Origin of the sequence: Sphingomonas metalli, assembly GCF_014641735.1 — a bacterium.
Lineage (GTDB): Bacteria > Pseudomonadota > Alphaproteobacteria > Sphingomonadales > Sphingomonadaceae > Sphingomonas > Sphingomonas metalli.
In genome coordinates this window covers 29989-52389 of the sequence record NZ_BMIH01000006.1, presented here as the reverse complement: position 1 = coordinate 52389, position 22401 = coordinate 29989, and the positions used below count along the sequence as shown (strand labels likewise).

The 22401-nt window shown below is 66.0% G+C and carries 34 protein-coding genes; 15 read left to right on the top strand and 19 right to left on the bottom strand.

All coding sequences use genetic code 11. From position 1 onward, the window contains the following. The first annotated feature begins 13 nt into the window (after positions 1-13). The 3 genes from IEX18_RS17535 (at position 14) to IEX18_RS17525 (ending at position 1259) form a co-directional block, all read left to right on the top strand. The gene (locus tag IEX18_RS17535) at positions 14-211 is read left to right on the top strand and encodes a DUF6961 family protein (protein WP_188660969.1); all 198 of its coding nucleotides are present in this window, start codon (positions 14-16) and stop codon (positions 209-211) included. Positions 212-276: 65 nt separating this feature from the next. Continuing rightward, on the top strand, positions 277-639 hold the full coding sequence (locus IEX18_RS17530) for a hypothetical protein (protein ID WP_188660964.1): 363 nt from the start codon (positions 277-279) through the stop codon (positions 637-639). Next, positions 636-1259, top strand: coding sequence for a class I SAM-dependent methyltransferase (locus IEX18_RS17525; protein WP_188660961.1), 624 nt, complete (start codon positions 636-638; stop codon positions 1257-1259). Before IEX18_RS17530 ends, IEX18_RS17525 begins: the two co-directional genes overlap by 4 nt. A gap of 2 nt (positions 1260-1261) precedes the next feature. Here IEX18_RS17525 and IEX18_RS17520 read toward each other — a convergent pair whose 3' ends face one another. From IEX18_RS17520 to IEX18_RS17510, 3 genes are read right to left on the bottom strand one after another with little or no spacing between them, the layout of a single operon-like run. After that, on the bottom strand, positions 1262-1447 hold the full coding sequence (locus IEX18_RS17520; RefSeq protein ID WP_188660959.1) for a helix-hairpin-helix domain-containing protein: 186 nt from the start codon (positions 1445-1447) through the stop codon (positions 1262-1264). Next, a complete protein-coding gene (locus IEX18_RS17515; protein ID WP_229664691.1) occupies positions 1444-1944 on the bottom strand; it encodes a cupin domain-containing protein in 501 nt (166 codons plus the stop codon). The genes IEX18_RS17520 and IEX18_RS17515 overlap by 4 nt, the downstream gene beginning before the upstream one ends. Beyond that, positions 1941-2432, bottom strand: coding sequence for a nucleoside deaminase (locus IEX18_RS17510; protein WP_183930236.1), 492 nt, complete (start codon positions 2430-2432; stop codon positions 1941-1943). Before IEX18_RS17510 ends, IEX18_RS17515 begins: the two co-directional genes overlap by 4 nt. A gap of 72 nt (positions 2433-2504) precedes the next feature. Between IEX18_RS17510 and IEX18_RS17505 the strand changes: the two genes are divergently transcribed. Beyond that, complete coding sequence (locus IEX18_RS17505; protein ID WP_188660956.1) at positions 2505-3335, top strand: aldo/keto reductase; 831 nt, start codon at positions 2505-2507, stop codon at positions 3333-3335. Here the strand turns inward: IEX18_RS17505 and IEX18_RS17500 are convergent. Genes IEX18_RS17500 through IEX18_RS17490 form a run of 3 tightly spaced genes read right to left on the bottom strand, consistent with a single transcriptional unit; the run spans position 3332 to position 5165 of the window. Further along, positions 3332-4324, bottom strand: a complete 993-nt coding sequence (locus tag IEX18_RS17500) for an MBL fold metallo-hydrolase (RefSeq protein ID WP_188660953.1) — start codon at positions 4322-4324, stop codon at positions 3332-3334. The genes IEX18_RS17505 and IEX18_RS17500 overlap by 4 nt on opposite strands. 59 nt (positions 4325-4383) lie before the next feature. Beyond that, positions 4384-4923, bottom strand: coding sequence for a TspO/MBR family protein (locus IEX18_RS17495; RefSeq protein WP_188660950.1), 540 nt, complete (start codon positions 4921-4923; stop codon positions 4384-4386). Then, positions 4920-5165 carry a glutaredoxin domain-containing protein gene (locus IEX18_RS17490; RefSeq protein WP_096342240.1) on the bottom strand — a complete coding sequence of 82 codons (246 nt, stop codon included), beginning with the start codon at positions 5163-5165 and terminating at the stop codon, positions 4920-4922. The genes IEX18_RS17495 and IEX18_RS17490 overlap by 4 nt, the downstream gene beginning before the upstream one ends. Positions 5166-5317: 152 nt before the next feature. On the opposite strand from IEX18_RS17490, the gene dinB reads away from it, so the two are divergent. Genes dinB through IEX18_RS17475 form a run of 3 tightly spaced genes read left to right on the top strand, consistent with a single transcriptional unit; the run spans position 5318 to position 8300 of the window. Further along, a complete protein-coding gene (gene dinB / locus IEX18_RS17485; protein WP_188660946.1) occupies positions 5318-6442 on the top strand; it encodes a DNA polymerase IV in 1125 nt (374 codons plus the stop codon). After that, positions 6442-7707: a DUF763 domain-containing protein gene (locus IEX18_RS17480; protein ID WP_188660930.1), complete on the top strand. Its 1266-nt coding sequence runs from the start codon at positions 6442-6444 to the stop codon at positions 7705-7707. Before dinB ends, IEX18_RS17480 begins: the two co-directional genes overlap by 1 nt. Beyond that, the gene (locus IEX18_RS17475; RefSeq protein WP_373284597.1) at positions 7707-8300 is read left to right on the top strand and encodes an alpha-ketoglutarate-dependent dioxygenase AlkB; all 594 of its coding nucleotides are present in this window, start codon (positions 7707-7709) and stop codon (positions 8298-8300) included. Before IEX18_RS17480 ends, IEX18_RS17475 begins: the two co-directional genes overlap by 1 nt. On the opposite strand, the gene IEX18_RS17470 is transcribed toward IEX18_RS17475, so the two are convergent. From IEX18_RS17470 to IEX18_RS17460, 3 genes are all read right to left on the bottom strand, one after another. Continuing rightward, positions 8271-8585, bottom strand: a complete 315-nt coding sequence (locus IEX18_RS17470; protein WP_188660926.1) for a hypothetical protein — start codon at positions 8583-8585, stop codon at positions 8271-8273. The genes IEX18_RS17475 and IEX18_RS17470 overlap by 30 nt on opposite strands. A gap of 138 nt (positions 8586-8723) precedes the next feature. After that, positions 8724-8987 carry a DksA/TraR family C4-type zinc finger protein gene (locus IEX18_RS17465; RefSeq protein ID WP_096343125.1) on the bottom strand — a complete coding sequence of 88 codons (264 nt, stop codon included), beginning with the start codon at positions 8985-8987 and terminating at the stop codon, positions 8724-8726. Between the two features lie 189 nt (positions 8988-9176). Continuing rightward, positions 9177-10348, bottom strand: a protein-coding gene (locus IEX18_RS17460) for an IS3 family transposase (RefSeq protein ID WP_188660923.1) whose coding sequence is annotated in 2 segments (ribosomal slippage) — positions 9177-10084 and positions 10084-10348 — 1173 coding nt in all. Because the reading frame shifts where the segments join, the coding sequence is not laid out codon by codon here. A 78-nt stretch (positions 10349-10426) separates the two neighbouring features. On the opposite strand from IEX18_RS17460, the gene IEX18_RS17455 reads away from it, so the two are divergent. After that, positions 10427-10597 (top strand): hypothetical protein, encoded by a 171-nt coding sequence (locus IEX18_RS17455; RefSeq protein ID WP_188660920.1) that lies wholly within the window; start codon positions 10427-10429, stop codon positions 10595-10597. Positions 10598-10604: 7 nt separating this feature from the next. Here IEX18_RS17455 and IEX18_RS17450 read toward each other — a convergent pair whose 3' ends face one another. From IEX18_RS17450 to IEX18_RS17440, 3 genes are all read right to left on the bottom strand, one after another. Then, positions 10605-10931 carry a hypothetical protein gene (locus IEX18_RS17450; RefSeq protein WP_188660917.1) on the bottom strand — a complete coding sequence of 109 codons (327 nt, stop codon included), beginning with the start codon at positions 10929-10931 and terminating at the stop codon, positions 10605-10607. A gap of 88 nt (positions 10932-11019) precedes the next feature. Then, positions 11020-11733 (bottom strand): DUF6602 domain-containing protein, encoded by a 714-nt coding sequence (locus tag IEX18_RS17445; RefSeq protein WP_188660914.1) that lies wholly within the window; start codon positions 11731-11733, stop codon positions 11020-11022. Continuing rightward, entirely contained in the window at positions 11730-12491 is a 762-nt protein-coding gene (locus tag IEX18_RS17440; protein WP_188660911.1) for a nucleotidyltransferase family protein, read from the bottom strand. Before IEX18_RS17440 ends, IEX18_RS17445 begins: the two co-directional genes overlap by 4 nt. Positions 12492-12580: 89 nt before the next feature. Between IEX18_RS17440 and IEX18_RS17435 the strand changes: the two genes are divergently transcribed. Both IEX18_RS17435 and IEX18_RS17430 read left to right on the top strand, forming a co-directional pair. Then, positions 12581-12904 (top strand): hypothetical protein, encoded by a 324-nt coding sequence (locus tag IEX18_RS17435; RefSeq protein ID WP_188660908.1) that lies wholly within the window; start codon positions 12581-12583, stop codon positions 12902-12904. Positions 12905-12907: 3 nt separating this feature from the next. Next, on the top strand, positions 12908-13285 hold the full coding sequence (locus IEX18_RS17430; RefSeq protein ID WP_188660905.1) for a hypothetical protein: 378 nt from the start codon (positions 12908-12910) through the stop codon (positions 13283-13285). Positions 13286-13461: 176 nt separating this feature from the next. Here IEX18_RS17430 and IEX18_RS17425 read toward each other — a convergent pair whose 3' ends face one another. From IEX18_RS17425 to IEX18_RS17415, 3 genes are all read right to left on the bottom strand, one after another. Next, positions 13462-13875 carry a type II toxin-antitoxin system PemK/MazF family toxin gene (locus IEX18_RS17425; protein WP_229664690.1) on the bottom strand — a complete coding sequence of 138 codons (414 nt, stop codon included), beginning with the start codon at positions 13873-13875 and terminating at the stop codon, positions 13462-13464. Next, positions 13872-14357, bottom strand: coding sequence for a helix-turn-helix domain-containing protein (locus tag IEX18_RS17420; RefSeq protein ID WP_041043290.1), 486 nt, complete (start codon positions 14355-14357; stop codon positions 13872-13874). Before IEX18_RS17420 ends, IEX18_RS17425 begins: the two co-directional genes overlap by 4 nt. 256 nt (positions 14358-14613) lie before the next feature. Then, positions 14614-14943: a hypothetical protein gene (locus tag IEX18_RS17415; protein WP_206542365.1), complete on the bottom strand. Its 330-nt coding sequence runs from the start codon at positions 14941-14943 to the stop codon at positions 14614-14616. A gap of 330 nt (positions 14944-15273) precedes the next feature. Between IEX18_RS17415 and IEX18_RS17410 the strand changes: the two genes are divergently transcribed. Continuing rightward, entirely contained in the window at positions 15274-16188 is a 915-nt protein-coding gene (locus tag IEX18_RS17410; RefSeq protein ID WP_188660902.1) for an ArdC family protein, read from the top strand. 200 nt (positions 16189-16388) lie between these two features. Then, a complete protein-coding gene (locus tag IEX18_RS17405; RefSeq protein ID WP_058733683.1) occupies positions 16389-16583 on the top strand; it encodes a hypothetical protein in 195 nt (64 codons plus the stop codon). Positions 16584-16709: 126 nt separating this feature from the next. Here IEX18_RS17405 and IEX18_RS17400 read toward each other — a convergent pair whose 3' ends face one another. Then, positions 16710-17348 carry a hypothetical protein gene (locus tag IEX18_RS17400; RefSeq protein ID WP_188660899.1) on the bottom strand — a complete coding sequence of 213 codons (639 nt, stop codon included), beginning with the start codon at positions 17346-17348 and terminating at the stop codon, positions 16710-16712. 519 nt (positions 17349-17867) lie between these two features. Between IEX18_RS17400 and IEX18_RS17395 the strand changes: the two genes are divergently transcribed. From IEX18_RS17395 to IEX18_RS18690, 3 genes are read left to right on the top strand one after another with little or no spacing between them, the layout of a single operon-like run. Further along, positions 17868-18059 (top strand): hypothetical protein, encoded by a 192-nt coding sequence (locus tag IEX18_RS17395; RefSeq protein WP_066671104.1) that lies wholly within the window; start codon positions 17868-17870, stop codon positions 18057-18059. A 42-nt stretch (positions 18060-18101) separates the two neighbouring features. Beyond that, complete coding sequence (locus IEX18_RS18695; protein ID WP_229664689.1) at positions 18102-18920, top strand: ParB/RepB/Spo0J family partition protein; 819 nt, start codon at positions 18102-18104, stop codon at positions 18918-18920. Next, positions 18812-19939, top strand: a complete 1128-nt coding sequence (locus IEX18_RS18690; protein WP_229664688.1) for a hypothetical protein — start codon at positions 18812-18814, stop codon at positions 19937-19939. Before IEX18_RS18695 ends, IEX18_RS18690 begins: the two co-directional genes overlap by 109 nt. A gap of 191 nt (positions 19940-20130) precedes the next feature. Here IEX18_RS18690 and arsH read toward each other — a convergent pair whose 3' ends face one another. From arsH to arsB, 3 genes are read right to left on the bottom strand one after another with little or no spacing between them, the layout of a single operon-like run. Continuing rightward, a complete protein-coding gene (gene arsH / locus IEX18_RS17385; protein ID WP_041043294.1) occupies positions 20131-20886 on the bottom strand; it encodes an arsenical resistance protein ArsH in 756 nt (251 codons plus the stop codon). After that, on the bottom strand, positions 20886-21323 hold the full coding sequence (gene arsN2, locus IEX18_RS17380) for an arsenic resistance N-acetyltransferase ArsN2 (protein WP_052490788.1): 438 nt from the start codon (positions 21321-21323) through the stop codon (positions 20886-20888). The genes arsH and arsN2 overlap by 1 nt, the downstream gene beginning before the upstream one ends. Next, entirely contained in the window at positions 21320-22399 is a 1080-nt protein-coding gene (gene arsB, locus IEX18_RS17375; RefSeq protein ID WP_058733679.1) for an ACR3 family arsenite efflux transporter, read from the bottom strand. Before arsB ends, arsN2 begins: the two co-directional genes overlap by 4 nt. Between the last annotated feature and the right edge of the window lie 2 nt (positions 22400-22401).

Genomic DNA, 22401 nt, shown 5'->3' with positions numbered 1-22401 from the left:
ATGTTGCCGGTCCATGCCGATGACCGAGGACCAGGAACGATGGGCCGAGGCGATCGCGATCGAGCGGCTTCATGGCGAGCGCGCCAAGGCATGGGTCGCCGAGCGGGTCGTGGCGCTCCGGGAAGCCGGCGACAGCAAGGGAGTGGAGCGTTTCTCCATCCTCGCCGCGCGTCTCGAGCAGCTCAAGTTCGGTCCGGCTCGCGGCCAATGAGATGAGCATGACGAGGCGATCGACCGATCCCCTGAACCAGCCTGTCGCCTGCTCGTTCGTCCCTGATGTCGTCGCTCGAGCCTGGGTCCTCCGCCAAAGCTTCAGCCCCGCCGCCGGTGACGCCGGACGGCCGCTACATCGTCGTGCGCGGCCGGCTCTGGCGACGTGCCAATCCTGATCTCGATGCCGAGCAGCGAAGAGCGCTCACGGCCGACCTGATGCGCGCTCGCCGCGCGGTCGGTGCAGCCCTGCGCGCCCACGATGACGCCGCACTCGCGGCGGCTCGCGCGCAGGTGAATGACGCAAAGATCGCGCTTGGCGAGCGTGGACCTGTCTGGTGGAGCGACGGCACGCCTGACCAGAACCGGCGGATGGCGCGGAACACCCGCTATGCTGACTGGTACGAAGCCCTCGAGCGCACGGCATGAGCGACGCCGAGGCGCTGGGTCTGCCGCCCGAGGCGTTCGCCAAGCAGGACGGCGGGTCCGACCTCGACTTCTACGCGCCCACCCGCCTCGTCACACATATCGATGAGGCGGCAGTCGAGGCTCTGACCAGACACTATGAATCGAGGTTGAAACCAGGCGATCGCGTCCTCGACCTCATGTCGAGCTGGGTCAGCCACCTGCCGCCCGGCCTGGATTTCGATGTCGTCGGCCACGGCATGAACGCGGAGGAGCTCGCCGCCAATCCGCGCCTCGGCCGATGGTTCGTCCAGGACCTCAACCAGGATGCTGTCCTGCCGGAGGCGGACGAGGCGTTCGACGCGGTACTGGTGTGCGTCGGCGTACAATATCTCCAGCACCCTCTGGCGGTGTTTCGCGAAATCCGGCGGGTGCTGAAGCCGGACGGCGTGGCTATCGCCAGCTTCTCGAACCGGTGCTTTCCGACCAAGGCGGTCGCGATCTGGCGCGCGCTCGACATGAACGGACAGGCAGCGCTCATCCGTCTCTACCTGGAAAAAGCCGGCTTCCAGGATGTCCAGGCGCATTTGCTCGCGGACGGACGGTCGGGCGATCCGCTGATCGCAGTCGAGGCGCGCAGCTGAGCTCAGCCGAAGCGGATGGCGTCCTCCAGCCCGGCAGCCTTGCCCGCCATGCCGGGCACTTCCTCGAGCTGCCGCACCGCCTCGAACCGCCCGCGCTCCTCGCGGTAGCGGACGATCTCGTATCCGTGCCCCTTGAGCTGCGGCAATGCTTCGATCTCGTCCGCCGATGCCGTGTTGATGTCGATCATGCCTTGTTGCTCCACAGCCGCCTGAGCGGACCTTTGTTGCCTTTGACCGGGTCGGCCTGCGGCAGCGGCACGGCGGCGATACGGGCGAGCGTTGCCGTGTCTGCCGCCTGGCGGCAGACATCCCAATCCTGTCCCTCCGGGTAGGCGCCCACCAACAGGAAGTCGTCGCTGGCCCTGATCCGGCAATGCCCAGTGCCCGCCGGCAGCACCAGAAGATCGCCCGCCTGGATGCGCACCTTTCGGCCGCCCTCGCCGCCCAGCATCAGCTCGGCCGAGCCATCGGTGCAGGCCAATGCTTCGTGCGCCGTGGAGTGGTAGTGGTGGTAGGGGTAGACGCCGTCGCGCCAGTCCGGCCGCCAGTCGTTCCGGCGAAGCGTCGCCTCGATCGCATCCGGGTCGGATACGGGCACGACGCCGCGATAGATCAGCACCGGCAGCGCCGGATTGTTGGGCACCCAGCCATTCTGGCCCAGCATCAGGGTGTCGGGCTCGCTCACAGGTTAGCCTGCTCGTCCCGCGGCAGGTCCGCGTCGGGCGGATAATAGAGGCCGGCGCATTCCTCGCGGAGGCACCCGCCCTCGATCACGATGTCGTCGCGATAGGCGTCCGCGATGAAAGACAGCGTGTCGACATGCCGCGCCTCGAAATACATTGGGTGCACGTCCTCGCGTCCTGCGCCGTAGACGACGCGGCCGACCTTGGACCAGATCGAAGCCATGGTGCACATGCCGCAGGGCTGGAGCGTCGAGTAGAGCGTCGCTCCGCGCAGCTCGAGCTCGCCCGTGTCCTCGCAGGCGCGGCGGATTGCCATCATCTCGGCATGCGCGGTGGCGTCCGGCAGTTCTTGGGTCTGGTTGCGCTCGCCCGCGATCTCGCGGCCGTCGAGGACGATCACCGAGCCGAGCGGCGAGGTGGACGGATCCGAGCCCTTCGAGCGGGCAATCTCGATCGCCCGGCGCATCCAGCGCTCGTCATCCTCGTTCATCGGCACCTCCGCTCTCCGCAACGTCGGGCGGCGGCAGATGGTCCGACAGGCCGGGTGGCACGTTGTGCGCCCATGAAGACGATCCGCTTCCCCGACGGCACAACCGTTCCCGCGCTGGGTCAAGGCACCTGGATGATGGCCGAGGATCCGAGCCGCCGCCGCCAAGAGATCGCCGCGCTGCGCGAAGGGGTCGAGCTCGGCCTCACCGTGATCGACACGGCCGAGATGTACGCCGATGGCGAGTCCGAGCGCCTCGTCGGCGAGGCGATCGCCGGCATGCGCGACCGCGTGTTTCTCGTCAGCAAGGCCTATCCGCAGAACGCCTCCGCCAAGCGCCTGCCGCGCGCGTGCGAGGCGAGCCTCGACCGGCTCGGCACCGACCGGCTCGACCTCTATCTGCTGCACTGGCGCGGCAGCGTGCCGCTGGCCGAGACGGCCGAGGTGATGGAGCGGCTGGTCGCTGTCGGCAAGATCGTCCGGTGGGGCGTCAGCAATCTCGATACCGACGACATGGAGGAGCTGGTCGCCGCCGGTGGTGAGCAATGCCAGACCGACCAGATCCTCTACAATCTGACCCGCCGCGGGCCCGAGCACGACCTGATCCCCTGGCTTGCCGAGCGATTCATACCGTTGATGGCCTACAGCCCCGTCGAGCAGGGACGCCTGCTCGCCCATCGCGGGCTCACCGCCATCGCGCGTGAGCGTGGCGTAACGCCAGCGCAGGTGGCGCTTGCCTGGCTGCTGGCGCGAGATGGGATCATCGCCATTCCCAAGGCGGGATCGGCGGCCCACGTTCACGAGAACCGCGCGGCGGCGGACCTGGACCTCTCCGACACCGATCTCGCGCTGCTGGACGACATCTTCCCGGGGCCGCCCGGACCTGTGCCGCTGGAGATGCTCTAGCCGCCCGCGGGCTCGAAGTCGTAGGCGGTGCCGGGCTGCGCCGCCACGAAGCGCCGTGGTGGCAACCCTGCTGCCGACAGCGCGGAGGCGAGCGCCAGACGCGGCGCGTCGCGCGCCTCGTCGGTGAGCTGGAACGTGCCCCAGTGGATGCCGAGCGCCTGGCCGGCACCCACGTCCTTGAAGATACGGACCGCCTCCGCCGGGTTGACGTGCTGCGCGCTCATGAACCAGCGCGGCTCGTAGGCACCGATCGGGATCAGCGCCACGTCCGGCGCGCCAAGCCGCTCGCGCATCTCCCTGAAGATCACGCCGTCACCGTAGCCCGTATCACCCGCGAACCAAACCGAGCCGGAGGGTGTGGTCAGATGATGCCCTGCCCACAAGGCCATGCGCACGTCGGTCGGCCAGCGGTTCGCCCAATGGTAGGCCGGGGTCAGCGTGGTCGCGATCCCCTCGCCCAGCGGCAGCCGGTCCCACCAGTCGCCGACGAGGCAGCGCGCGTCGGGAACAGCAGCGCGGACGATGGCATCATTGCCGAGTGGCATGGCCATCAGCGGCGCATGATCCGCCTGGAGCCGGCGCAGCGTCGCGACATCGAGGTGATCGTAGTGGCAGTGGCTGATGAGCACGACATCGATCGGCGGCAGGTCCTCGAACGCGATCCCCGGCGCGGTCACCCGCCTCGGCCCGGCGAAGGCGAAGGGACTGGCGCGCTCGGACCAGACCGGATCGGTGAGGATGTTCCTGCCCGCCGCCTGGATCAACAGCGAGGCGTGCCCGACCATGATGATCCGGAGGCCTGCGACCCGCGCCTCCGGCTTGGCCGGGGTGACCGGCACCGAGACCGGCCACTTGGCGGCACCGCCAGCCAGCTTCCAGCGCAGCATGGCGGTAAGCCCGCGATCGGTCGATGGCTGTCCCGGGTTGAAGAAGCGGACGCCGTCGAAATGGTCTGTGGTCGGACCTTGGTAGTAACGATTGCGCGCCATCGGCTTCACCTAGCGCCGGACGACGCCAGACGCGACCGGGTGAGCACGCGAAGCCCAGGTTAGGACACGGAGGCGTTCGGATCTGGGTTGCGCTGCCACACTTGCTCGGCAAGCAGGGTCGCAAAGCCGAGCCAGGCCACAAAGGGCAGGCCGAGCGCCGCCGCCGGCCGATCGACTTTCGCGGCTGCGGCGACATAGCCCGCTCCCGTTGCGATCATGGCGCCGGATGCGAGCGCGCTGGCGCCCAGCTCACGCTTACGGAAGAAAAGCTCGGTCCAGCCGCCGATCATGCAGGTGTTGAGCAGCCACAAGGCCACGCCCAGGTTGCGACCCTCGCTTGGCCGTTGGCGGAGCAGTCGATAGCCGCCGATCGCCAGCCCGCTCTCCACGATCGGCCAGACAGCCCCGAACACGGGATCGGGCGGCGTGAAGGCGGGCTTGTCGAGCCGCTTGTACCAGCGCCGGATGTTCGGGTGGGACGGGTCGGGCGCGTTACGGCGTCCGAGAAGCGCGCCCAGGCTCATCACACCAGCGACAACCGCGATCGCCGCCGGGCGCGACAGCCCGACTGCTCCTTTTCTCGACACTGGTTGGCTCATGCCGCGAGATACCGTTCGAGGTCGTCGCTCCCGCCGATACGCTCGCCATCGATGAACACCTGCGGCGTCGTATCGACGCCCTGTTCCTCCTCGAAGGCGTCCACCTCCTCGCGCGAGGACAGGATGCGGTCGTCGACCTCGAACCCCGCCTCTTCCAGCATCTCCTTGGCGCGTACGCCGAATGGACAGGTGTGGTCCGGCAGGATCATCCGGTACAGGATCGCTACGTTCTCGTCGGCCATGTGAGGCACTCCCTGGCGGACCGTAACGCCCGCAGATTCGTACAGCGCAGCGTTGCTGGTGCCGTTCCGTCGCTCAGGGGTAGAATGATCCTGAAGCGGGGCCGCAGATCACATGTTCCTCGTTCGTTCGCGCGCTGCTAAGCTGCCCGGCGATGGAAGGCCGTTCGACTCGCAAGATCATCCATGTCGACATGGATGCCTTCTTCGCGTCCGTCGAACAGCGCGACGATCCGGCCCTGCGCGGGCGGCCCGTCGCGGTCGGCTATGCCGCAGCGCGCGGCGTCGTCGCGGCGGCCAGCTACGAGGCACGGGCGTTCGGGGTGCGATCAGCCCTGCCCTCGGTCACAGCCCTTCGGCGTTGTCCCGACCTCGTCTTCGTGCCGCCGCGCTTCGACGTCTACAAGGCCGTCTCGCGTCAGATCCATGCGATCTTCGCCGAATACACCGACCTCATCCAGCCGCTGTCGCTCGATGAGGCCTATCTAGACGTGACCGGCAACGGTGCCGGGCTACCGACGGCCTGGGCCACCGCCAAGGCCATCCGGGCGCGCATCCTCGAGGAGACCGGCCTGACTGCGTCGGCCGGCATCAGCTACAACAAGTTCCTGGCCAAGCTCGCGTCAGACCACCGTAAGCCCAACGGCCAGTTCGCCGTCACGCCCGACATGGGCGCGGCCTGGGTCGAGACATTGCCCGTCGCGCGCTTCCATGGCGTGGGACCCGTCACCGCAGCCAAGATGAAACGGCTCGGTATCGAGACCGGGGCGGATCTCCGTGCGAAGTCGCTTGCCTTCCTCGAAAAACATTTCGGCAGTTCGGCCGGCTGGTACCATGCGATCGCCCGCGGCGAGGATCATCGCCCGGTCAACCCGAACCGCGCCCGCAAGTCCTCGGGCTCGGAGACCACGTTCGATCGCGACCTGACCGAGCCGGCCGAGATCGAGACCGGCGTACTGCGCATGGCGGACGATGTCTGGAACTGGTGCGAGAACGCCCAGGCCTTCGGCCGCACGGTCACCGTCAAGATCAAGTTCCAGGACTTCCGCCAGATCACCCGCAGCCGCAGCCATGCGGGCGCGGTGACCGATCGGGATCAGCTTCACCGTACGAGCCTTGACCTCGTCCGCTCGATCTACCCGCCCGAAACCGGCATCCGCCTGGTCGGGGTGACCGTCTCCAACTTCGAGGCACCCGTGCGCGACGACGGGCCGGCCCTGCCCCTATTTGGCGCGGGACCGGACTCACGCGGCGCTCCGATGATGGTGGAGGCTCGCTGATGGGCAGGCGGTCGGGGAGCGCCGACCTGCCGCTCCATGGCGGCCGCGTACCCGCTTGGCTTGGCCAGCGCATGACCCGGCTGGGTGCGGTGATCGTGCAAGCGATCGTGCTGGAATATGGCCGCGACGAGCTGCTGCGGCGGCTTGCCCACCCTTTCTGGTTCCAGTCGTTTGGCGCGGTGATGGGCATGGACTGGCACTCGTCGGGGATCACGACGAGCGTGCTCGGCGCGCTCAAGCGCGGCCTTGCCCCTCTCTCGAGCGAGCTCGGCCTGCACGTCTGCGGCGGTCGCGGGCGGCACAGCCGCGCGACCCCGGCAGAGCTTGTCGCGGTGGGAGAGCGCGTCGGCCTCGATGGCGATGCGCTCGCGCGTTCCAGTCGGCTGGTCGCGAAGGTCGACAGCGCCGCGGTGCAGGATGGCTTCGACCTCTATCTCCACGGCTTCATCGTCGCTGACGACGGTCGCTGGGTGGTGGTGCAGCAGGGCATGAACAACGGCCGGAAGCAGGCGCGCCGCTATCACTGGCTCTCCGAGGGACTGGAGAGCTTCGTCGAGGCGCCCCATGCCGCGGTCGAGGGCGCCAATCAAGGTCAGATCGTCAACCTCACCGACCGGCGCGCCGCCGCTTCGCGCGAACGCCAGCTCGATCTGCTCCGGGACGCAGGGCCCGATGGCATCGTCCGCGAGCTTGCCCGGCTCGAACTCGCCCACGGCAAGGCATCTGCGCCGGCCGCGCAGGCGATGCTGCCGCACCTCGTCATGCCCGATCATCACGAGGTCCGGGCCGAGGACGTGATCGAGCGTCGACTTCACGGCGCGCTTGCCGCTGCCGCCGATCGTGGGCCTGAGGACTTCGCCGAGCTGCTGCTGGTGCCCGGCATCGGCGCCCGCACCGTCCGCTCGCTCGCGATGGTCGCGGAGGTGGTTCATGGCACACCGTGTCGGTTCAGCGACCCTGCCCGCTTCAGCCTCGCCCATGGCGGCAAGGACCGTCATCCCTACCCCGTCCCGACCCGCGTCTATGACCGGACGATCGCGGTCATGAAGGAGGCGGTGGCGGCCGCGAAGCTCGGCCAAGACGAGAAGCTGGCGGCGATCGGGCGCCTCGACCAGCAGGCGAGACGGCTGGAGGCCACTGCGACGGGCCCATCAGTCGAAGCGCTGATCGCGGAGGAGCGCAGCCAATCGCACGCGTTCGGTGGTCGCAGCGTGTTCGGCTGGGAGCCGCCGGGACCGGTACACGCCGACGAGAGCGCCGCCTGATGGCCATGGCGGACCTGTTCGATACCCCGGCGCTGCCCGGGCTCGCGTCGCAGGACGATCTCGTCAGCGAGGCCGAGGAGCGGATGCTGATTGCGGCGATCGACGCGACGGCGCTGGCGCCGTTCCGCTTCCAGGGCTGGACCGGCAAGCGGCTGACCAGCTCCTATGGCTGGCGCTACGACTTCGATGCGGGAAGGCTGGAGCGCGGCGAGCCGCTACCCGACTGGCTGCTGCCGATCCGTGATCGCGCGGCCGCCTTTGCCCGGTTGCCGGTCGACGATCTCGTCCAGGCCCTGCTGATCCGCTACGATCCCGGCGCGGGCATCGGCTGGCATCGTGACCGCCCGGCGTTTGAGCATGTGGTCGGGCTGTCGCTGGGCACGCAGGCCACGATGCGTTTTCGCCGCCGCGTCGGCACCCGCTTCGAGCGTGTCGCCGTGCCGCTGCCGCCCCGCGGCGCCTATCACCTCAGCGGCGCGGCGCGCCATGACTGGGAACACAGCATCGCCGAGATGGACCGAACGCGCTGGTCGATCACGTTCCGCAGCCTGCGCGCGATCGTCCTAACCCGCATCGTCGGGCTCAGGGCGTGAGGCAGGGTCGACCTGCTTCGCGTCGGGCAACTCCAAAGCGAGCGAGCCGATATTGTCGCCCCGCACCTCGATCATGGAAACTCCATCGACGATCAGCGGGCGTTGCGGGATCAGAATCGCGTCCTCTTGATGACAAGGATCGAGGTCGAGCCATGCGCGCACCGCCTTTTCCAGGCTTGTGACTTCGACCAGCTCGTCCAGGCCGCGCGGGACGTTCTCGAGCGCGGCGCTCATCCGCCAGTCGATTTCGGGCGACGCTGCATCACCCCAGCTTCCTTCGGCCATGATCTTCCCTTTCGTGGAAGCTTCGACACCAACTGCTCGAGCGCAAGGGTTGGAGCGAAGTTCCCCGACGCCTAGACTGGCCTGAAGCAGAACCGGCCGGCAACTGCTCGACTATGATCTGCATCCCAGTGCGCTTGATCAGCGCAGCTGGCTGTCCTTGCTTCCCCGCCGATTGATGGCGGACGCCTTTGGCTTGGCATCGCGAAGCGACTGACACGCGACGCACGTGCGAACGCCCGGGAGGACAATCCGACGACGCTCGGGGATCGGCTCGCCGCATTCGACACAGTGGGTTTCACTTTCGCCCGTCGGCATGCCGGCCCGGGCGGCGAGGATGGCATCCGCCACCGAGTCGTCGATCTGATCCTGGACGGCACCGTCCCGCGTCCAACCGCCCGCCATCATCTGCTCCGTCTTCGATTTTCATCCGAAATGGGGTGAGCAGGCGCTGTTTTCAGCCTTTCCGGCGCTGGGCAGCACCAGCAGGGCACCGTGTCGGGCTGATCCCGGCCAGATTCTTTTACGCTCCGTGGGTTGACCGACGTCGCCGCCATGCGTGAGCAGCCCCCACCGGGTGGTCCGGGCTTATAGTTAGTGCATTGTCGTCTCGGCCGCCATTGCCGGGCGTAGGTGGAGCGAAGCGGAACCGGAGGCCGGTAATGGCGGTGTTGCCGCTTCCGGGGCCGGCGGTCGGTAGCCCAGGCTGCTATGCGGCCGGACCGTGTTGTAGTGGCGCCGCCACGCCTCGATCAGCACCCTGGCCTCCGCGAGGCTGTAGAAGATCTCACCATTGAGCAGTTCGTCGCGAAGCGACCCGTTGAAGCTCTCGTTGTAGCCGTTTTCCCATGGTGAGCCTGGCGTGATGTAGAGCGTCTTCACGCCGATCTGCCCAAGCCATTTCTGGACTGCGGTGGCGATGAACTCGCTGCCGTTGTCCGATCTGATATGTGCAGGTGGGCCCCGGTCAATGAACAGCTCGGCCAGGGCCGCCAGCACATCTTCGTGGCGGAGCTGGCGGGCGACCACCAGCGCCAGGCACTCGCGGCTGGCCTCGTCGATGATCGTGAGGATGCGGAACTTACGCCCGTCGTGCGTCCTCGCCTCGACAAAGTCATACGCCCAGACATGCCCAGGATACTCCGGTCGCAGCCGAATACACGAGCCATCGTTCAACCACAGCCGACCGCGTTTTGGCTGACGCTGGGGCACCTTCAGCCCTTCGCGCCGCCAGATCCGCTCCACCCGTTTGTGGTTCACCGACCAGCCGGCCGCATGCAGCAATGCCGTCACCCGGCGATAGCCGTAGCGCCCGTACTGCCTGGCCAGCGCGACGATGTCGTCGGTCAGCGCCTCCTCGTCATCTGCCCCACACGGCACTTTGCGCTGCGTCGACCGATGCTGCCCGAGGACGCGGCACACCCGTCGCTCGGACACATCCAGCACCTCACGCACCTGGTCGATGCACCGCCGGCGCCGTGCGGGGCTCAGAAGTTTCCCTTTGCCGCCTCCTGCAGGATTAGCTTGTCCAATGTCAGGTCCGAGATCGCGCGACGCAGCCGGAGGTTCTCCTTCTCCAGATCCTTCATCCGCCGCGCCTGATCCGTTTTCAGACCACCATATTCCTTGCGCCATCGGTAATAGGTCTGCTCGCTGACTGCGATGCGCCGGCATGCCTCGGCCGTCGTGCCGCCCTGGCCCAGCATGATCTCAACTTCACGCAGCTTGCCGATGATCTCCTCGGGCTTGTGCTTCTTCGCTGGCATTCGTCGTCCCTTCCTCGATCCAGACTGTCATAGTCGATGGACCACTCAGAAGGGGGCAGCTCAGCCGTTATGCGGGCAATGGAAGAGCTTCAGAACAGCCCAACCATGCGGGCCATGCGTGAACTGCAGGAGAGCCCCACGATGCGGGCTATGCGCGAGATGCAGAACAGTCCCGTGATGCGCGCCGTGCGCGAAGCGTCCGAGGAAATTGCGAGGGTTCAGCGCCTCATCAGTGGCTCGGAATTCTGAGCTTTCCCTAGCCGCCTTGCACACCGCGCATGTGCGCCGCCTCGATCTCGACCGCCGCGCCCTGGACGCGGCGGAAGATCCCGTCGTCATGGCCTTTGCCGCCTTTCATGGCTTTGACGGCGCGGCCCGCCTCGGCCGCCGAAATCGTGAACGCACTTGTATGGGTGTCGAATTTGAGCGTGATCGCGAACGTGTCCCTGTCAGGATGCGCGACCACGACCTGAGGAAAGCCTTGAATGCCAAGCCCATTCACGCGGACATCGTGGATGATGGCCTCTGCAATAGCGGCGCCGATATCACCTGATGAGACTCCGATGGCATAAAGCGTCCCCACGATACTCTCCACTTCCCGCGCCTGACACCGTAGTTGGTAAACGAGATGGTGCCTGGCAGGCATCTGGCGCCGGCTGCCGCCAACGGCATTAGATCATGTTCGCATAAGCGCGAATGTCGAGCATCGGCGCGGTCCCGATTGCCTGAAGTTGGGCGATCAGCTCGAACAAGAAGCGGGTCGCCGGCTTATCGACCGTGTTCAACTCAAATTGATCCACCTTCCTAGTGAACCAGCCAGCATCGGCGATGCAGCCAATGTCGAGTAGCTCGTCCGCGGCATCGCGCCGGAGATGCCCCGCCAATGTGTCGCCCAAAGGCGGCCTCCAGCCCGCGCTGAGTGTCAGAATGCCAGCAAGGATGTGGTGGAGCGGCTTCGCTCGTGACGGCCCGTCGATGGTCTCGGCCGAGAGGCTGGTACGATGCAACCGCCGCACGGAGGCGGCCTTCTCGCCGGCATAGCGGATGTGATCCGCCGTTAGCTCCTGTTTGGCTTCAAAAACTGCGTAGACGCTCTCCGCCGGCACGACGTCGGTGCCTTTGAACGTGAACACGAAAGGCGAGTATTGCCGGTCATGGACGATGATGTCGATTTGGTTGCTGAAGATGCCTTGGCTATCGACCACGAACCCCTTCCGGGCCTCGTATCGGCGCGGCAGATAGCGCGTGAGGACATCGATCCACACCTGCTCGCTGGCATCACCTTTATCGGTCGGGTGTCCCAGCTTACGAGCGGTCGCAAGCTCGCTCTGGATCTTTGCATGGAAGTCAGCGAAGAGCGCTGCGAGCGACCAATCTGAGCTCATTGAAACACCGTATTCCAAGGGCTGTTCAGAGCCGAGCGCGCCATCTCCACGATCCTTGCCTTCCCATCTACTGTCAGCACGTTCGACACAATATTGTTGGTATTGGCCGGATCGATGAAGCGCCTTGTGCTGAGTGCCGTCGCAATTGCGCGAAAGACTGTCACGATATTAGCCTGAAGATTGCCCGTCCGGGCGCCGTGCAACGCATCAAGGACGAACAACTCCAGGTAAAAGGACTGCCAATCGATGCCGAAGCGATTGCGCCAGATCTTCATCAACCGGATTTCATCGAGCCGGCCGGAGTTCGAGACGACGCGGATGTGCTCATTGATGTTGGTCTGAAGCCAACTTCCCGTCTTGGTGCTCCACAGGCTATGGTAGTGACCATACTGATCCTGCCGACGCCCGGGCGTGACATCGACCTTCCAATCATTCACCGTCAGCCCGATCGATACGTTCTGGCGGCGCGGGACATAGCCAGCCTGCGAGAACGCGGTGAAGAGCGTGTCTGAAATACGTTGCAGCGTGTCGGACAGCGTCGACGTGAGCGAGACGAAGATGTCGATATCCGTGCCGCCGTGCACAGCAGTTCCTTTTGCGAACGAACCACTCGGTCGAATGTCGACGATGAACTGCCCACCCCAATTGCGGATGACCGGGTCTATTGTCGTCTGAACGGCCCGTACGGGCGAGTAGAGTCCAGTGTCGACCTTATGCCTTGCCAGTACCGCGCGCAGATGCTCGTCAATGCCTGTCATGCTCGACACCCTCGATCTCGCGCGACGCGCGCCTAGCCCCTGAACGGCATTCACGGTATGTTCTACGGAACGCAACTGATGGGGCAAGCATGAACGATCTGAACCTCTCTCTCGGCGTGCTGGAGTCCATCTATGATGAAGCCAAGCGCGACGACCTGTCATTCGCCGGCCGCGCCGGGCTCTATGCCGGGGCGCGAATCCAGTGCGAGGACTTCCGCCGGTACATCGACACTGAGCGGGACGGCCATGGCTATGCTCACGAGAAGGTAAGCCAGTATCAATGGCACATTGGTGCCGCCCTCGGCTTCGATATCACCAACGGCCACGACAAGGCTCAGCACCTCGGTTGGGCGCTGGGAGCGTTCTGGACCTTGCGGGACGTGCTGACGGAGAACGGCATGGAGCAGGCCTGATCGATGCTCGACGAGTGGAAACGGGAGCGCCAGATCCGGAAAGTGCTGAGCGGCCTGGCGCGGCAGCGTGTCGCCATGATTCTTCAGCCACAAGGCGTTTGGGTGATCGAGCGCGCGCTACAGCGTGACGAAGATACAGAGGCGGCGCTGATGACCTGCCATATGCGAGGGTGGGTCGAGCCGCTTCATGACAGCATGCCAACCGGTGATCTGACGCCAGACATGAAGTTGCCGTCCGGACCTCTCTTTACGCGAACCCAGACCGTCTTCCGTCTGACCGAAGGCGGCTGGAGCGCTTTGAATCGCGCACATGCCTGGACCGTCGCCGGCATCGTGATCGCCATTCTGTCGCTGATCGCAACGATTGCGGTAGCGTCCTAGATAACGGGTTATATCCGACGCAGATGAGCCAAGGGCCGCCCTTTTGAGGCGGCCCCGACCGTTTAGTTCCCTCGCGGGAAACGGACACTCCCCGAGGGGGAGGCCGCAGATGCCTCCCGATATAGAACCCGCTACTGAAGATTCAACTAATATCTAATCGCCCCCAGGGAGGCCTGTCAGGCCTCCGGCGCGGGCGTCGACGGCACAGGCAGCCAGGCGAGTGCCACCCGAAGGATGCCGTCAAACTCGGCTTCCGTCATCCGCACTATGCCGCCCTTGTCTGGCACGAGCCGGCTGACCGCTACCGTGGTCATCTTGTCGCAGATCGCGAACGCCGCGCGTCCGTCAATCGTGGTCTGGAGCGGAACTGCCCACCGATTGCCTGGCTGCGCCTGCGTTGAACACGGGATCACCGTCACCGCTCCATGCAGCGTGTTCCGATACGAAATCACGATCACCGGCCGCCGCTTCCAGAACTCCGGTAGCTGCGCGTCCTGCGGGAAATCGCACCAGAAGAGCTGACGGATCTTCGGCGCACCCTTCAGGCGCGGCGCCACCCGAGGTGGCGCTTCCTGAATGTGTGCATTCACGCGTCATCATCCTTGACCAGGCGCAGCTTGGGAGCCCCTTTGCGGTTCTGGCGGATCTTCTTGATCTCGGACTTCTCCTTGATCTCCGCGAGCTTCTCATCCGCAAAGGGTTTGGCCGCCTCGATCAGTCCGTCGAGATGGTAAATGTTCGTCCGGCTTCCCTGGTCGGTCCGGCGCTCTTCGCGCCGGATGTATCCGGCAGCCTCCAGACTGGCGATGTGCTTCTGGATCGTGCGCGGGTGGACGTTCATGGCTTGCGCCATGGTGCTTTTGGACGGGTAAGGTTTCCCTTCCGCCGTCCACCATTTGCTCGCTAGATACAGCACGATGTTGAGATCGAGCGGTTCGAGGCCAAGCTGACGCTGGTTCTCGATGATGACGCTCGGCAGCGCCGTCCAACCCGCATCCATCAGCGGCTTGGTCCACTTCTTCTCGTTCGTTCGCAGATCGGAGCTGCTGTCAGTTTGCTTCTTGGCCGCCATGGGGCTATTCCTTTCTCCCGGCGGATATGCCCCTCGCGCGTAGGGGGTTCAAGTTTGAGGGGGAGCCCCCAGCGCCGCCCCCGTGAGGCGCCAAGGGCGCCCGGGGGAGCGCCTCTCAGGGCTCCGGCCGGGAGCCGCAGCGGCCCTGCAAAGCATAGCCAGTGCCCATGTAGACGTCACTCAGGGCATACCCATGGCGTATCAACCGAGTAACCGCAGGGGGGAGCCGCAACGACCTCCCCCTCGGCCGTGAATTTCACGCGAAGGCTTCGTCGGCGAGGTTGCCGTCCCGACTCTCCACGATCAGTGCCACCGTGTCTTCCCGGTCCCTCGGGTTGAACACACGGCCGACGACCGTCCAGATCGATCGATTTTGCGGATCGTTCCGATCCTGACCCGCGATCACGCCGGGATCGAGGATCGTGTCGCCGATCGCGGGCACCTGGCCGGCAAACTGCTCCACCCCATACTCGACGCCCCCGTCAAAGACCTTGCCGGTTGGGTCGCGGTGCAGGATCCGAATGCTGGTCACGCGCTGTCGCTCCGTCACGGCGTTGTGCCGATCATCCATCAACAGATCGCCCAAAGCACGCCCGCTGCCAAGGCCATGTCACGGTCCGAGGACGGGCCGTTGGCCCGGCACAGGCTCGCTGGCGCCGCGGCCCTCCCCCGGAGGCCCGCCGGCGCGGGGAACACCAAGGGCGGCTGCCCTTTCGTTCCCGAACGACAATCAGGCCCCCCGTGTAATCCGCCAAGCGCGTCACCCGACGCCCTCTGGGGCGTCGGCCGCGCTAGGGCGGCTCGCCCGCGCCAGGGACCAGATTCTCGCCCTCCCTCCCCATCCCGTTCCTCGCCGGAAAGGCAGAGCCGGTTGCTGTTGCGACCGGCTTTCAGCCTCGAAGGAAAGGAAGAGACCATGGCACGGATCACCGACAACCGGGCTGACATCTATCAAGAGATCACCGACCAGATGATCGCCATGATCGAGGCGGGCACCCGGCCTTGGTCGAAATCGTGGAACGGCAGCACCGCCCCCAACATCCCGCTGCGCTCGACCGGCGTTCCCTATCGCGGCATCAACGTCCTGACCCTTTGGGTAGCGGCCATGACAAAGGGCTATGCCTCGCCGCATTGGCTGACCTTCAAGCAGGCGCTCGCGCTCGGCGGGTGCGTCCGCAAGGGCGAGAAGGGCTCAACCGTCGTTTATGCCAACACGATCGAGGTGGACGCCGACAGGGGCGGAGAAGCCAGCGACGATGGCAAGCGGCAGGTAGCATTCCTCAAGCGCTACACCGTCTTCAATGCCGAGCAGATCGACGGCATCGAGGCGAAGTATCCGGCCCCCGCGCCGATCCTCACCGCGACCAATCCCCACGAACGCGACTCGGAGTTGGACACCCTCTTTGCCCGCGTTCCCGTCGCCGTCCGGCACCACGGATCGCAGCCTTATTATCAGGCGAGCGGCGATCACGTCGTCATGCCCGAGTTCGCCGACTTCCACACCGGGGACGACTATTATTCGACGCTTGCCCATGAGCTTTGCCACGCAACCGGCCACGTGGACCGGCTCGCCCGCCCCACCCTCATTTCCACGAAGCGGGAGGATTACGCCCACGAGGAACTGGTGGCCGAGCTGGGTGCGGCATTCGTCAGCGGCGCGATCGGCATCAAGCTCCACGACCGGGAAGATCACGCGGCCTATCTGGCGAGCTGGCTGCAGGCGCTCCGCAACGACAAAAGGTGCATCTTCACCGCCGCGACGCAAGCACAGGCCGCCGCGGACTGGCTGCTCAGCCGGATGAGCAACGCGGCGATGTCGGTCGCAACGTGATGGATACGCGGCCCCGATCTTTCGTGAAACGGGCCGCGTTCCTGTTCTCCCGGACCGTCCCGGGCGTGCGCGAAATCGACACTTGTAAATCAATCATCGAACCGCGCCGACCGGATGCTTTCGGTCGGTAGAGCGACGCCCAATTCGCGGGTCTCGCGCGGTTCTGTGCGCCCAATCACGGGCATAGAAGGACGAAGCATATGTCGATCAAAGGTACACTCGATCCGATCCACATTGGTGGCGGGACCCGCTCGTTGATGCGGGACAGCGGGCGGCATGTCGACAAGGGCTGGTGGGGCGTCGACGACAACAACACCCCGCATATCGGCCCCTATGGCAGCCGCGAAGCCTGCCAAGCCGCGTGCGATGCCATCAACGATGGTGACGCCGACTAGGGAACGGTCTGGAGCGACCCCGAGGGTCGCTCCAGGCTCCTATGCGCGCGCGCCGGCTTCGCTTCGCGGCACCGGCGCGCGCCTTTTCTTGTCGTTTCGCGACGCGCAGCACAGGGTGAGCGAGCCTTACCGGCCCTTCCTGATCCGAGCGAAGGCTGTCAGCCCGGCAGCCTTGTACGCCTCGAACATATCGGCTCGCTCGCCCAGCGGCGTTACTGAGACATGGGTGATCTCGCCGAGCATGTCGCAAATCCGAATGGCGGCCCGAACTGTGGTGGAAAGCCACGTGCAGAACCGCTCCATATCGGGCGGGTACACGAGATCCGTTTCGGATGAGAACATGCCGTGCTGGCCATCCTGCGCGACATAGGTGTTGATCGCTGTCTCGAGCACAAACACGTTGAGCATCACGGTGCCGTTCAGCTCGCGAATATCGGGGAGCATCCGCAGCTCGGGCCGCCACTCATAGGCTTTGGCGACCAGCGTCTCGTTCAGATGACCCCCGAAGACATTGCGGAGGTATTTCGCAAACTGAAGGTCGGCGTCGATCGCTTTCATCTGGTCGGCGAGTTCTGGTGCGTCCCGGTATAAGAAGCGCATCGGTCCTTCCAAATCGGCAAGGTTCCCGAGCGCCATCAGGGCCATTTTGATGAACGGAACCCACGTGCCCGCAGGACCGAGCTGACCTGACAGTTCACCATCTGCCGAACTCAAATCGCCGTGGATGATCCGCGACGTGAAATAGATCCTCTCGATCGGCGTCATTCGTTCTCGCCTGGTCAGTCCCCACCCCCGCAAGGGCATCGCGCTGTTTTGCTGAGCAACCTGCCCAGTGCAAAGCGCTTTTCGAGACAACGATCCCGGTCGGGCGCGACCCTGCCGGGCACGGCTCTATCGGCGCGTTGCGCCGACCGAGCCACCGTGCCGGCGTCTCGGCCCTGAGCGGGTGACGATCCTCGCGTGAGGTGTGCCACGTGGCACACCTGTGGCCGCGCCCAGCGGCGCGAACGTCGCCGGCAGGGCGCCGCGGCCCTCCCCCGGAGGCCCGCTGGCGCGGGGAACACCAAGGGCTGCTGCCCTTTCGTTCCCGAAGCAAAATCGACAGCCCCGTGTGGTCCGCCGAGCGCGGCACCCGGCGCCCTTACGGGGCGCCGGCCGCGCTAGGGCGGCCTGCCCGCGCCAGGCCATCGATTTCGCTCCTCCCTCCCCATCCCGCTCCTCGCCGGAGAGGCAGACCCGGTTGCAGCGGCAACCGGCTGCGCCTCGAAAGAAGGAGAAAGGACAATGGCTTACACCCGATACACCGGCGATCCCTATTGGAAGCGCGCGAAGTCCAACGGCACCAGCGCCGACGGCACCCCGTACCGAAAGGGCGAGCGCGTGTTCTTCTATCCGCGCACCGGCGTCACCTACGCAGGCGGCAGCGCGAAGCGCGCCTCGGCCGAGTTCGACGAACTCGCGAGCCTCGAAGGCTGACCCGTCCTTCCCAGCACATCATCCAGATCACGGAGCATCATCATGGCTATCATCCATCCCAAGCTCGCCCAGCTTCGCCTTTCCCCGCTCAACCAGCGCCGCGTGAAGCCGTCCGCCGTCGAGGCGATGGCCGACGACATCGAAGCGCACGGGCTGTTGCAGAACCTTGTCGCCTATGAGGACGAGGGGCTGTTGTGGGTTTTTGCCGGAGGGCGGCGTTACCGCGCGCTCAAAATCTTGGTGAAGCGTAAGCGGATCAAGAGCAGCGACACCTTCCCGGTTGAGTTGCGGACCAAGGAAGAAGCCATCGAACTGTCGCTCGCCGAGAATTTCCAGCGCGAGGACATGCACCCTGCCGACAGCATCCGCGCCTTCGCCGCGCTCCGCGACACGGGCATGGACGCCGAGGAGATTGCGGCCCGGTTCGGTCAGGCGGTCAGCTTCGTCTACAAGATGCTCCGCCTGTCTGCGCTTGCCCCGGCGCTGATCGACCTGATCGCCAAGGATCAGTTGAGCCTTGAGGCCGCACGTGCGCTCACCCTCACCGACGATCACAGCCAGCAGATGAAGGTCTGGAAGGCCGCGAACGGCCACGCGCACACTATCCGCCGGATGCTCACCACCGAGAAGGTGGACACCACCAGCGGCCCGTTCCTGTTCGTCGGGCGGGAGGCTTACGAGGCCAAAGGCGGTACGATCACGGTCGACCTGTTCAGCCAAGGGGCCGAAGGCTTTGCGGAGATCCCGAGCTTGTGCGAGAACTGGCAGAAGAGAAGCTGGACGCACTCGCGGACGAGTATCGCGCTATCGGGTGGCACGAAGTCCGTGCGGCGCTCGAACGCCCTTACGACCTCTATATGAAGGGCAGCATGTACCCGGCGACGCGCGAGCCGACCCACGACGAGGCGACGAGGCTTACCGCGATCGACGCCGAGATCGAGGCCATCGCAGAGGCCGAGGGCGAGGACAGCGAGCGGATCGACCCGCTATCGGACGAGCGCGACGCGATCACCGAAGGCTTGCGCGCCTTTAATCGCGAGCAGGTGGCCGTTGGCGGCGTGGCCCTTTGGGTGTCGCATGACGGATCACTGGGCAAGAGCTTCTACCGCGCCAAGGCCGAGCCGAAACCGAAGGCGAACCACGACGGTCCCGTCCCGCTTTACAGCAACAGCCTGTTCGCCGACCTCACGCGCATTAAGACACGGGTCGTGCAGGAGGCGGTCGCGGCCGACCCGGCGCTGGCACTCGACATCGTGCTCGACAGCCTCGCGGGCCAATTGCTCCACGGCGCGCACAGCCACCAGATGGCGATCGAGGTTCAGGCCAAGGCCGTCGCGACCGACGTGGCGCAAGAGTTGATGGCGACGAGCGACGTTCTTGCCGTGGAGGACATGATGGCGACCCGTTTCGCCGCCATTCCCGCCGAAGGCCGGTTCGAGGCGATCCGTGCCATGGGCAGCGACGACAAGATGGCGTTGCTGGCCGGGCTTGTCGCGATGACGGTGGACGGCACGGTGTTCGCGGGCGGCTCCCCCGGCCAGCGCCACCACCAATTCGAGCAGATCGTGCGCGCGAGCGGCGTGAACATCGCGTCGCGCTGGACCGCCCCCATCGGCCTGTTCGACAAGATGCGCCGTGCTGCGATGATCGACCTGTTGCGCGAGGAAGTGGGCGCGTCGAGTGCCGAGAATTGCGCCACCATCAAGAAGAAGGCGGACCTTGCCGTGAACGTGTCCGAGCGGTTGCCCGCCCATTGGCTTCCCGCCCCGCTGCGGATCGGTGCCTTTGACCGAGCGGAGCGCGAGCCGGAGGAATGCGACGCCGACATGGACGAGGACGGCAGCGAGCAGGAGGGCATGATCGACGAGGAAACGGCCTGAACAGCAAAGCTGGGGGTCCGGTGATAATCGGACCCCCTTTCCTCTCCTGACGAGCGCAAGGCGGCCCGTCGCCCCGGCGCGCCAGCCCTGGCGGGCTGGCGCGCCGGCTGCCCTTTCAGGTCCGCGTCGCGCCGCCCGACACGAGGTCGGGCGGCGCCGTGGCGACTTCCTTGCCGATCGGGTGGTGCGGCTCACCGCCAGCGGCCTTGTGGCGCGGTCGCGATGCTCGACAGGTCCGTCGTCGTGTCGACCGGCACGCCGGCCTGTTTGCGCTCCGAGTAGCGTTCTACGAGCTGCGTCGCGTGTGGCCGTAGCAGGACCGTGAAGCGGACCAGCTCCTCCATCACGTCGACGATGCGGTCATAATAGCTCGACGGCTTCATGCGTCCGGCCTCGTCGAACTCCTTGTAGGCCATCGCGACCGACGACTGGTTCGGGATCGTGAACATCCGCATCCAGCGGCCGAGCAGCCGCAGCGTGTTGACGGCGTTGAACGACTGCGATCCGCCAGACACCTGCATCACCGCGAGCGTACGGCCCTGGGTCGGGCGCATGCCCTTCATCTCGAGCGGCAGGTGATCGATCTGCGCTTTCATGATGCCGGTGATCTGGCCGTGACGTTCCGGGCTGCACCAGACTTGGCCCTCGGACCACAGCGCCAGTTCGCGCAGCTCATGGACGGCCGGGTGATCGTCTCCGGCTACTTGGTCGGGGAGCGGCAGTGTCGAGGGATCGAAGATCCGCGTTTCCGCGCCGAATAACTGCAGCAGGCGTGCCGCTTCCTCCGTGGCGAGCCGCGAGAAGGAGCGCTCACGCAAGCTGCCGTAGAGCAGGAGTATCCGAGGTGCCGGATCAAGCGGCCCGAGCCCTGTGGCGGGCCGCGCGCGGATATAGGCTGGATCGAGTGCCGGCAGGAGGTCGGGATCGGTGAGCGTACGAAGCGGCATCAAAGAGCTTTCACGAGAAAGGTGGCCGACGCCGGGCAGAGCGCGGTGAACTCGCGCGAGGCGGCAACCGCAGGCGGCGCCGCAGCGCGATCGGCCTCTGCATAGCCGTTCACCCGGAAAAATGGCGCCGCGGTGTCGGTCAGAAGGTGGAGCCGCTCGGCGCCGAGCCGGCGCGCCTCGCCCTCGAGCAGCGCCAGCATCGCACCGCCGATGCCGGCGCCCCGGCGATCGGCCAAGACCACCAGCGAGCGGAGCAGGCGGTCCGACCCTTCGCCCTCGATCCCGCCGAACCCGACCAACCCAGCGTCGTCGTCGAAGCGGACGAAGGCGCGGCCGGGTTCGGCGAGATCGGCGGTCGGCAGCTTGGCGGCTGCCAGCGCGCCGGCCAGATCATCCAGCTCGCCCGGCGCGAGACACGTGACGCGGAGGCCGGTCATGCGTGCGCCCCGCGCTCGTACCAGCCCCGGGATGCTTTCACGATCGAGACGACCGACAGCATCACGGGCACCTCGACCAGCACGCCGACGACCGTGGCCAGCGCCGCGCCCGACTTGAGCCCGAACAGCGAGATCGCGGCCGCCACGGCCAATTCGAAGAAGTTGGATGCGCCGATCAGCGCCGCAGGCGCCGCCACGCACCAGGCAACGCCGAAGCGGCGCGAGAGCCAGTAGGCTAGACCTGCATTGAAATAGACTTGGATGAGGATCGGCACCGCAAGCAGTGCGATCACCAACGGCTGCGCCACGATCGCCTCACCCTGGAAGCCGAACAGCAGGACGAGCGTCGCCAGCAGCGAGACGAGCGACACCGGCCCCAAGCGACCGAGCAGCCGGTCGAGCGCGGCTTGTCCGCCGTTCGTCAGCACGACACGGCGCACGAGCTGGGCGGCGATGACCGGCACGACGATGTAGAGCATCACCGAGATCAGCAGCGTGTCCCACGGCACCGTCACCGAAGCGACGCCGAGCAGCAGCCCGACGAGCGGCGCGAACAGGAACACCATGATGACGTCGTTCAGCGCGACCTGGGACAGCGTGTAGGTCGGCTCGCCCTCGCACAGGTTCGACCACACGAACACCATGGCCGTGCACGGTGCCGCAGCGAGCAGGATCAGGCCAGCGATGTAGGACGGCCCCTCCCCTGCGGGCAGAAGCGGCGCGAACAGCCAACCGATGAACAATGTGCCAAGCGCTGCCATCGAGAAGGGCTTCACCGCCCAGTTGATGAACAGTGTGACGCCCACCCCCTTCCAATGCTGGCGGACCGACCCGAGCGCGCCGAAGTCGATCTTGAGCAGCATCGGTACGATCATCAGCCAGATCAGCACCGCGACGATGAGGTTGACGCGCGCTACCTCGGCCGAGGCAACGCGCGCGAACAGGCCGGGCAAAAGGTGCCCCAAGCCGATGCCGGCAACGATGCAGAGCGCCACCCAGAGCGTCAGGTAGCGCTCGAAGGTGCCGATGCCGGCGCGCGCCGGCGCAGGTCCGGCGACAGGGGCGATCGTCGACATGG

Bases quoted from the DNA above. Each gene is read 5' to 3' on its own strand.
- IEX18_RS17475 (WP_373284597.1), top strand. From the start codon at position 7,707: ATGGCCATGGCGGACCTGTTCGATACCCCGGCGCTGCCCGGGCTCGCG.
- arsN2 (WP_052490788.1), bottom strand. From the start codon at position 21,323: ATGACCGGCCTCCGCGTCACGTGTCTCGCGCCGGGCGAGCTGGATGAT.
- IEX18_RS17500 (WP_188660953.1), bottom strand. From the start codon at position 4,324: ATGGCGCGCAATCGTTACTACCAAGGTCCGACCACAGACCATTTCGAC.
- IEX18_RS17470 (WP_188660926.1), bottom strand. From the start codon at position 8,585: ATGGCCGAAGGAAGCTGGGGTGATGCAGCGTCGCCCGAAATCGACTGG.
- arsB (WP_058733679.1), bottom strand. From the start codon at position 22,399: ATGTCGACGATCGCCCCTGTCGCCGGACCTGCGCCGGCGCGCGCCGGC.
- IEX18_RS17505 (WP_188660956.1), top strand. From the start codon at position 2,505: ATGAAGACGATCCGCTTCCCCGACGGCACAACCGTTCCCGCGCTGGGT.
- IEX18_RS17510 (WP_183930236.1), bottom strand. From the start codon at position 2,432: ATGAACGAGGATGACGAGCGCTGGATGCGCCGGGCGATCGAGATTGCC.
- IEX18_RS18695 (WP_229664689.1), top strand. From the start codon at position 18,102: ATGGCTATCATCCATCCCAAGCTCGCCCAGCTTCGCCTTTCCCCGCTC.
- IEX18_RS17405 (WP_058733683.1), top strand. From the start codon at position 16,389: ATGTCGATCAAAGGTACACTCGATCCGATCCACATTGGTGGCGGGACC.
- IEX18_RS17495 (WP_188660950.1), bottom strand. From the start codon at position 4,923: ATGAGCCAACCAGTGTCGAGAAAAGGAGCAGTCGGGCTGTCGCGCCCG.
- IEX18_RS17410 (WP_188660902.1), top strand. From the start codon at position 15,274: ATGGCACGGATCACCGACAACCGGGCTGACATCTATCAAGAGATCACC.
- IEX18_RS17400 (WP_188660899.1), bottom strand. From the start codon at position 17,348: ATGACGCCGATCGAGAGGATCTATTTCACGTCGCGGATCATCCACGGC.
- IEX18_RS17395 (WP_066671104.1), top strand. From the start codon at position 17,868: ATGGCTTACACCCGATACACCGGCGATCCCTATTGGAAGCGCGCGAAG.
- IEX18_RS17480 (WP_188660930.1), top strand. From the start codon at position 6,442: ATGGGCAGGCGGTCGGGGAGCGCCGACCTGCCGCTCCATGGCGGCCGC.
- arsH (WP_041043294.1), bottom strand. From the start codon at position 20,886: ATGCCGCTTCGTACGCTCACCGATCCCGACCTCCTGCCGGCACTCGAT.
- IEX18_RS17490 (WP_096342240.1), bottom strand. From the start codon at position 5,165: ATGGCCGACGAGAACGTAGCGATCCTGTACCGGATGATCCTGCCGGAC.
- IEX18_RS17440 (WP_188660911.1), bottom strand. From the start codon at position 12,491: ATGACAGGCATTGACGAGCATCTGCGCGCGGTACTGGCAAGGCATAAG.
- IEX18_RS17455 (WP_188660920.1), top strand. From the start codon at position 10,427: ATGGAAGAGCTTCAGAACAGCCCAACCATGCGGGCCATGCGTGAACTG.
- IEX18_RS17435 (WP_188660908.1), top strand. From the start codon at position 12,581: ATGAACGATCTGAACCTCTCTCTCGGCGTGCTGGAGTCCATCTATGAT.
- IEX18_RS17525 (WP_188660961.1), top strand. From the start codon at position 636: ATGAGCGACGCCGAGGCGCTGGGTCTGCCGCCCGAGGCGTTCGCCAAG.
- IEX18_RS17420 (WP_041043290.1), bottom strand. From the start codon at position 14,357: ATGGCGGCCAAGAAGCAAACTGACAGCAGCTCCGATCTGCGAACGAAC.
- IEX18_RS17430 (WP_188660905.1), top strand. From the start codon at position 12,908: ATGCTCGACGAGTGGAAACGGGAGCGCCAGATCCGGAAAGTGCTGAGC.
- dinB (WP_188660946.1), top strand. From the start codon at position 5,318: ATGGAAGGCCGTTCGACTCGCAAGATCATCCATGTCGACATGGATGCC.
- IEX18_RS17530 (WP_188660964.1), top strand. From the start codon at position 277: ATGTCGTCGCTCGAGCCTGGGTCCTCCGCCAAAGCTTCAGCCCCGCCG.
- IEX18_RS17465 (WP_096343125.1), bottom strand. From the start codon at position 8,987: ATGGCGGGCGGTTGGACGCGGGACGGTGCCGTCCAGGATCAGATCGAC.
- IEX18_RS17535 (WP_188660969.1), top strand. From the start codon at position 14: ATGCCGATGACCGAGGACCAGGAACGATGGGCCGAGGCGATCGCGATC.
- IEX18_RS17445 (WP_188660914.1), bottom strand. From the start codon at position 11,733: ATGAGCTCAGATTGGTCGCTCGCAGCGCTCTTCGCTGACTTCCATGCA.
- IEX18_RS17520 (WP_188660959.1), bottom strand. From the start codon at position 1,447: ATGATCGACATCAACACGGCATCGGCGGACGAGATCGAAGCATTGCCG.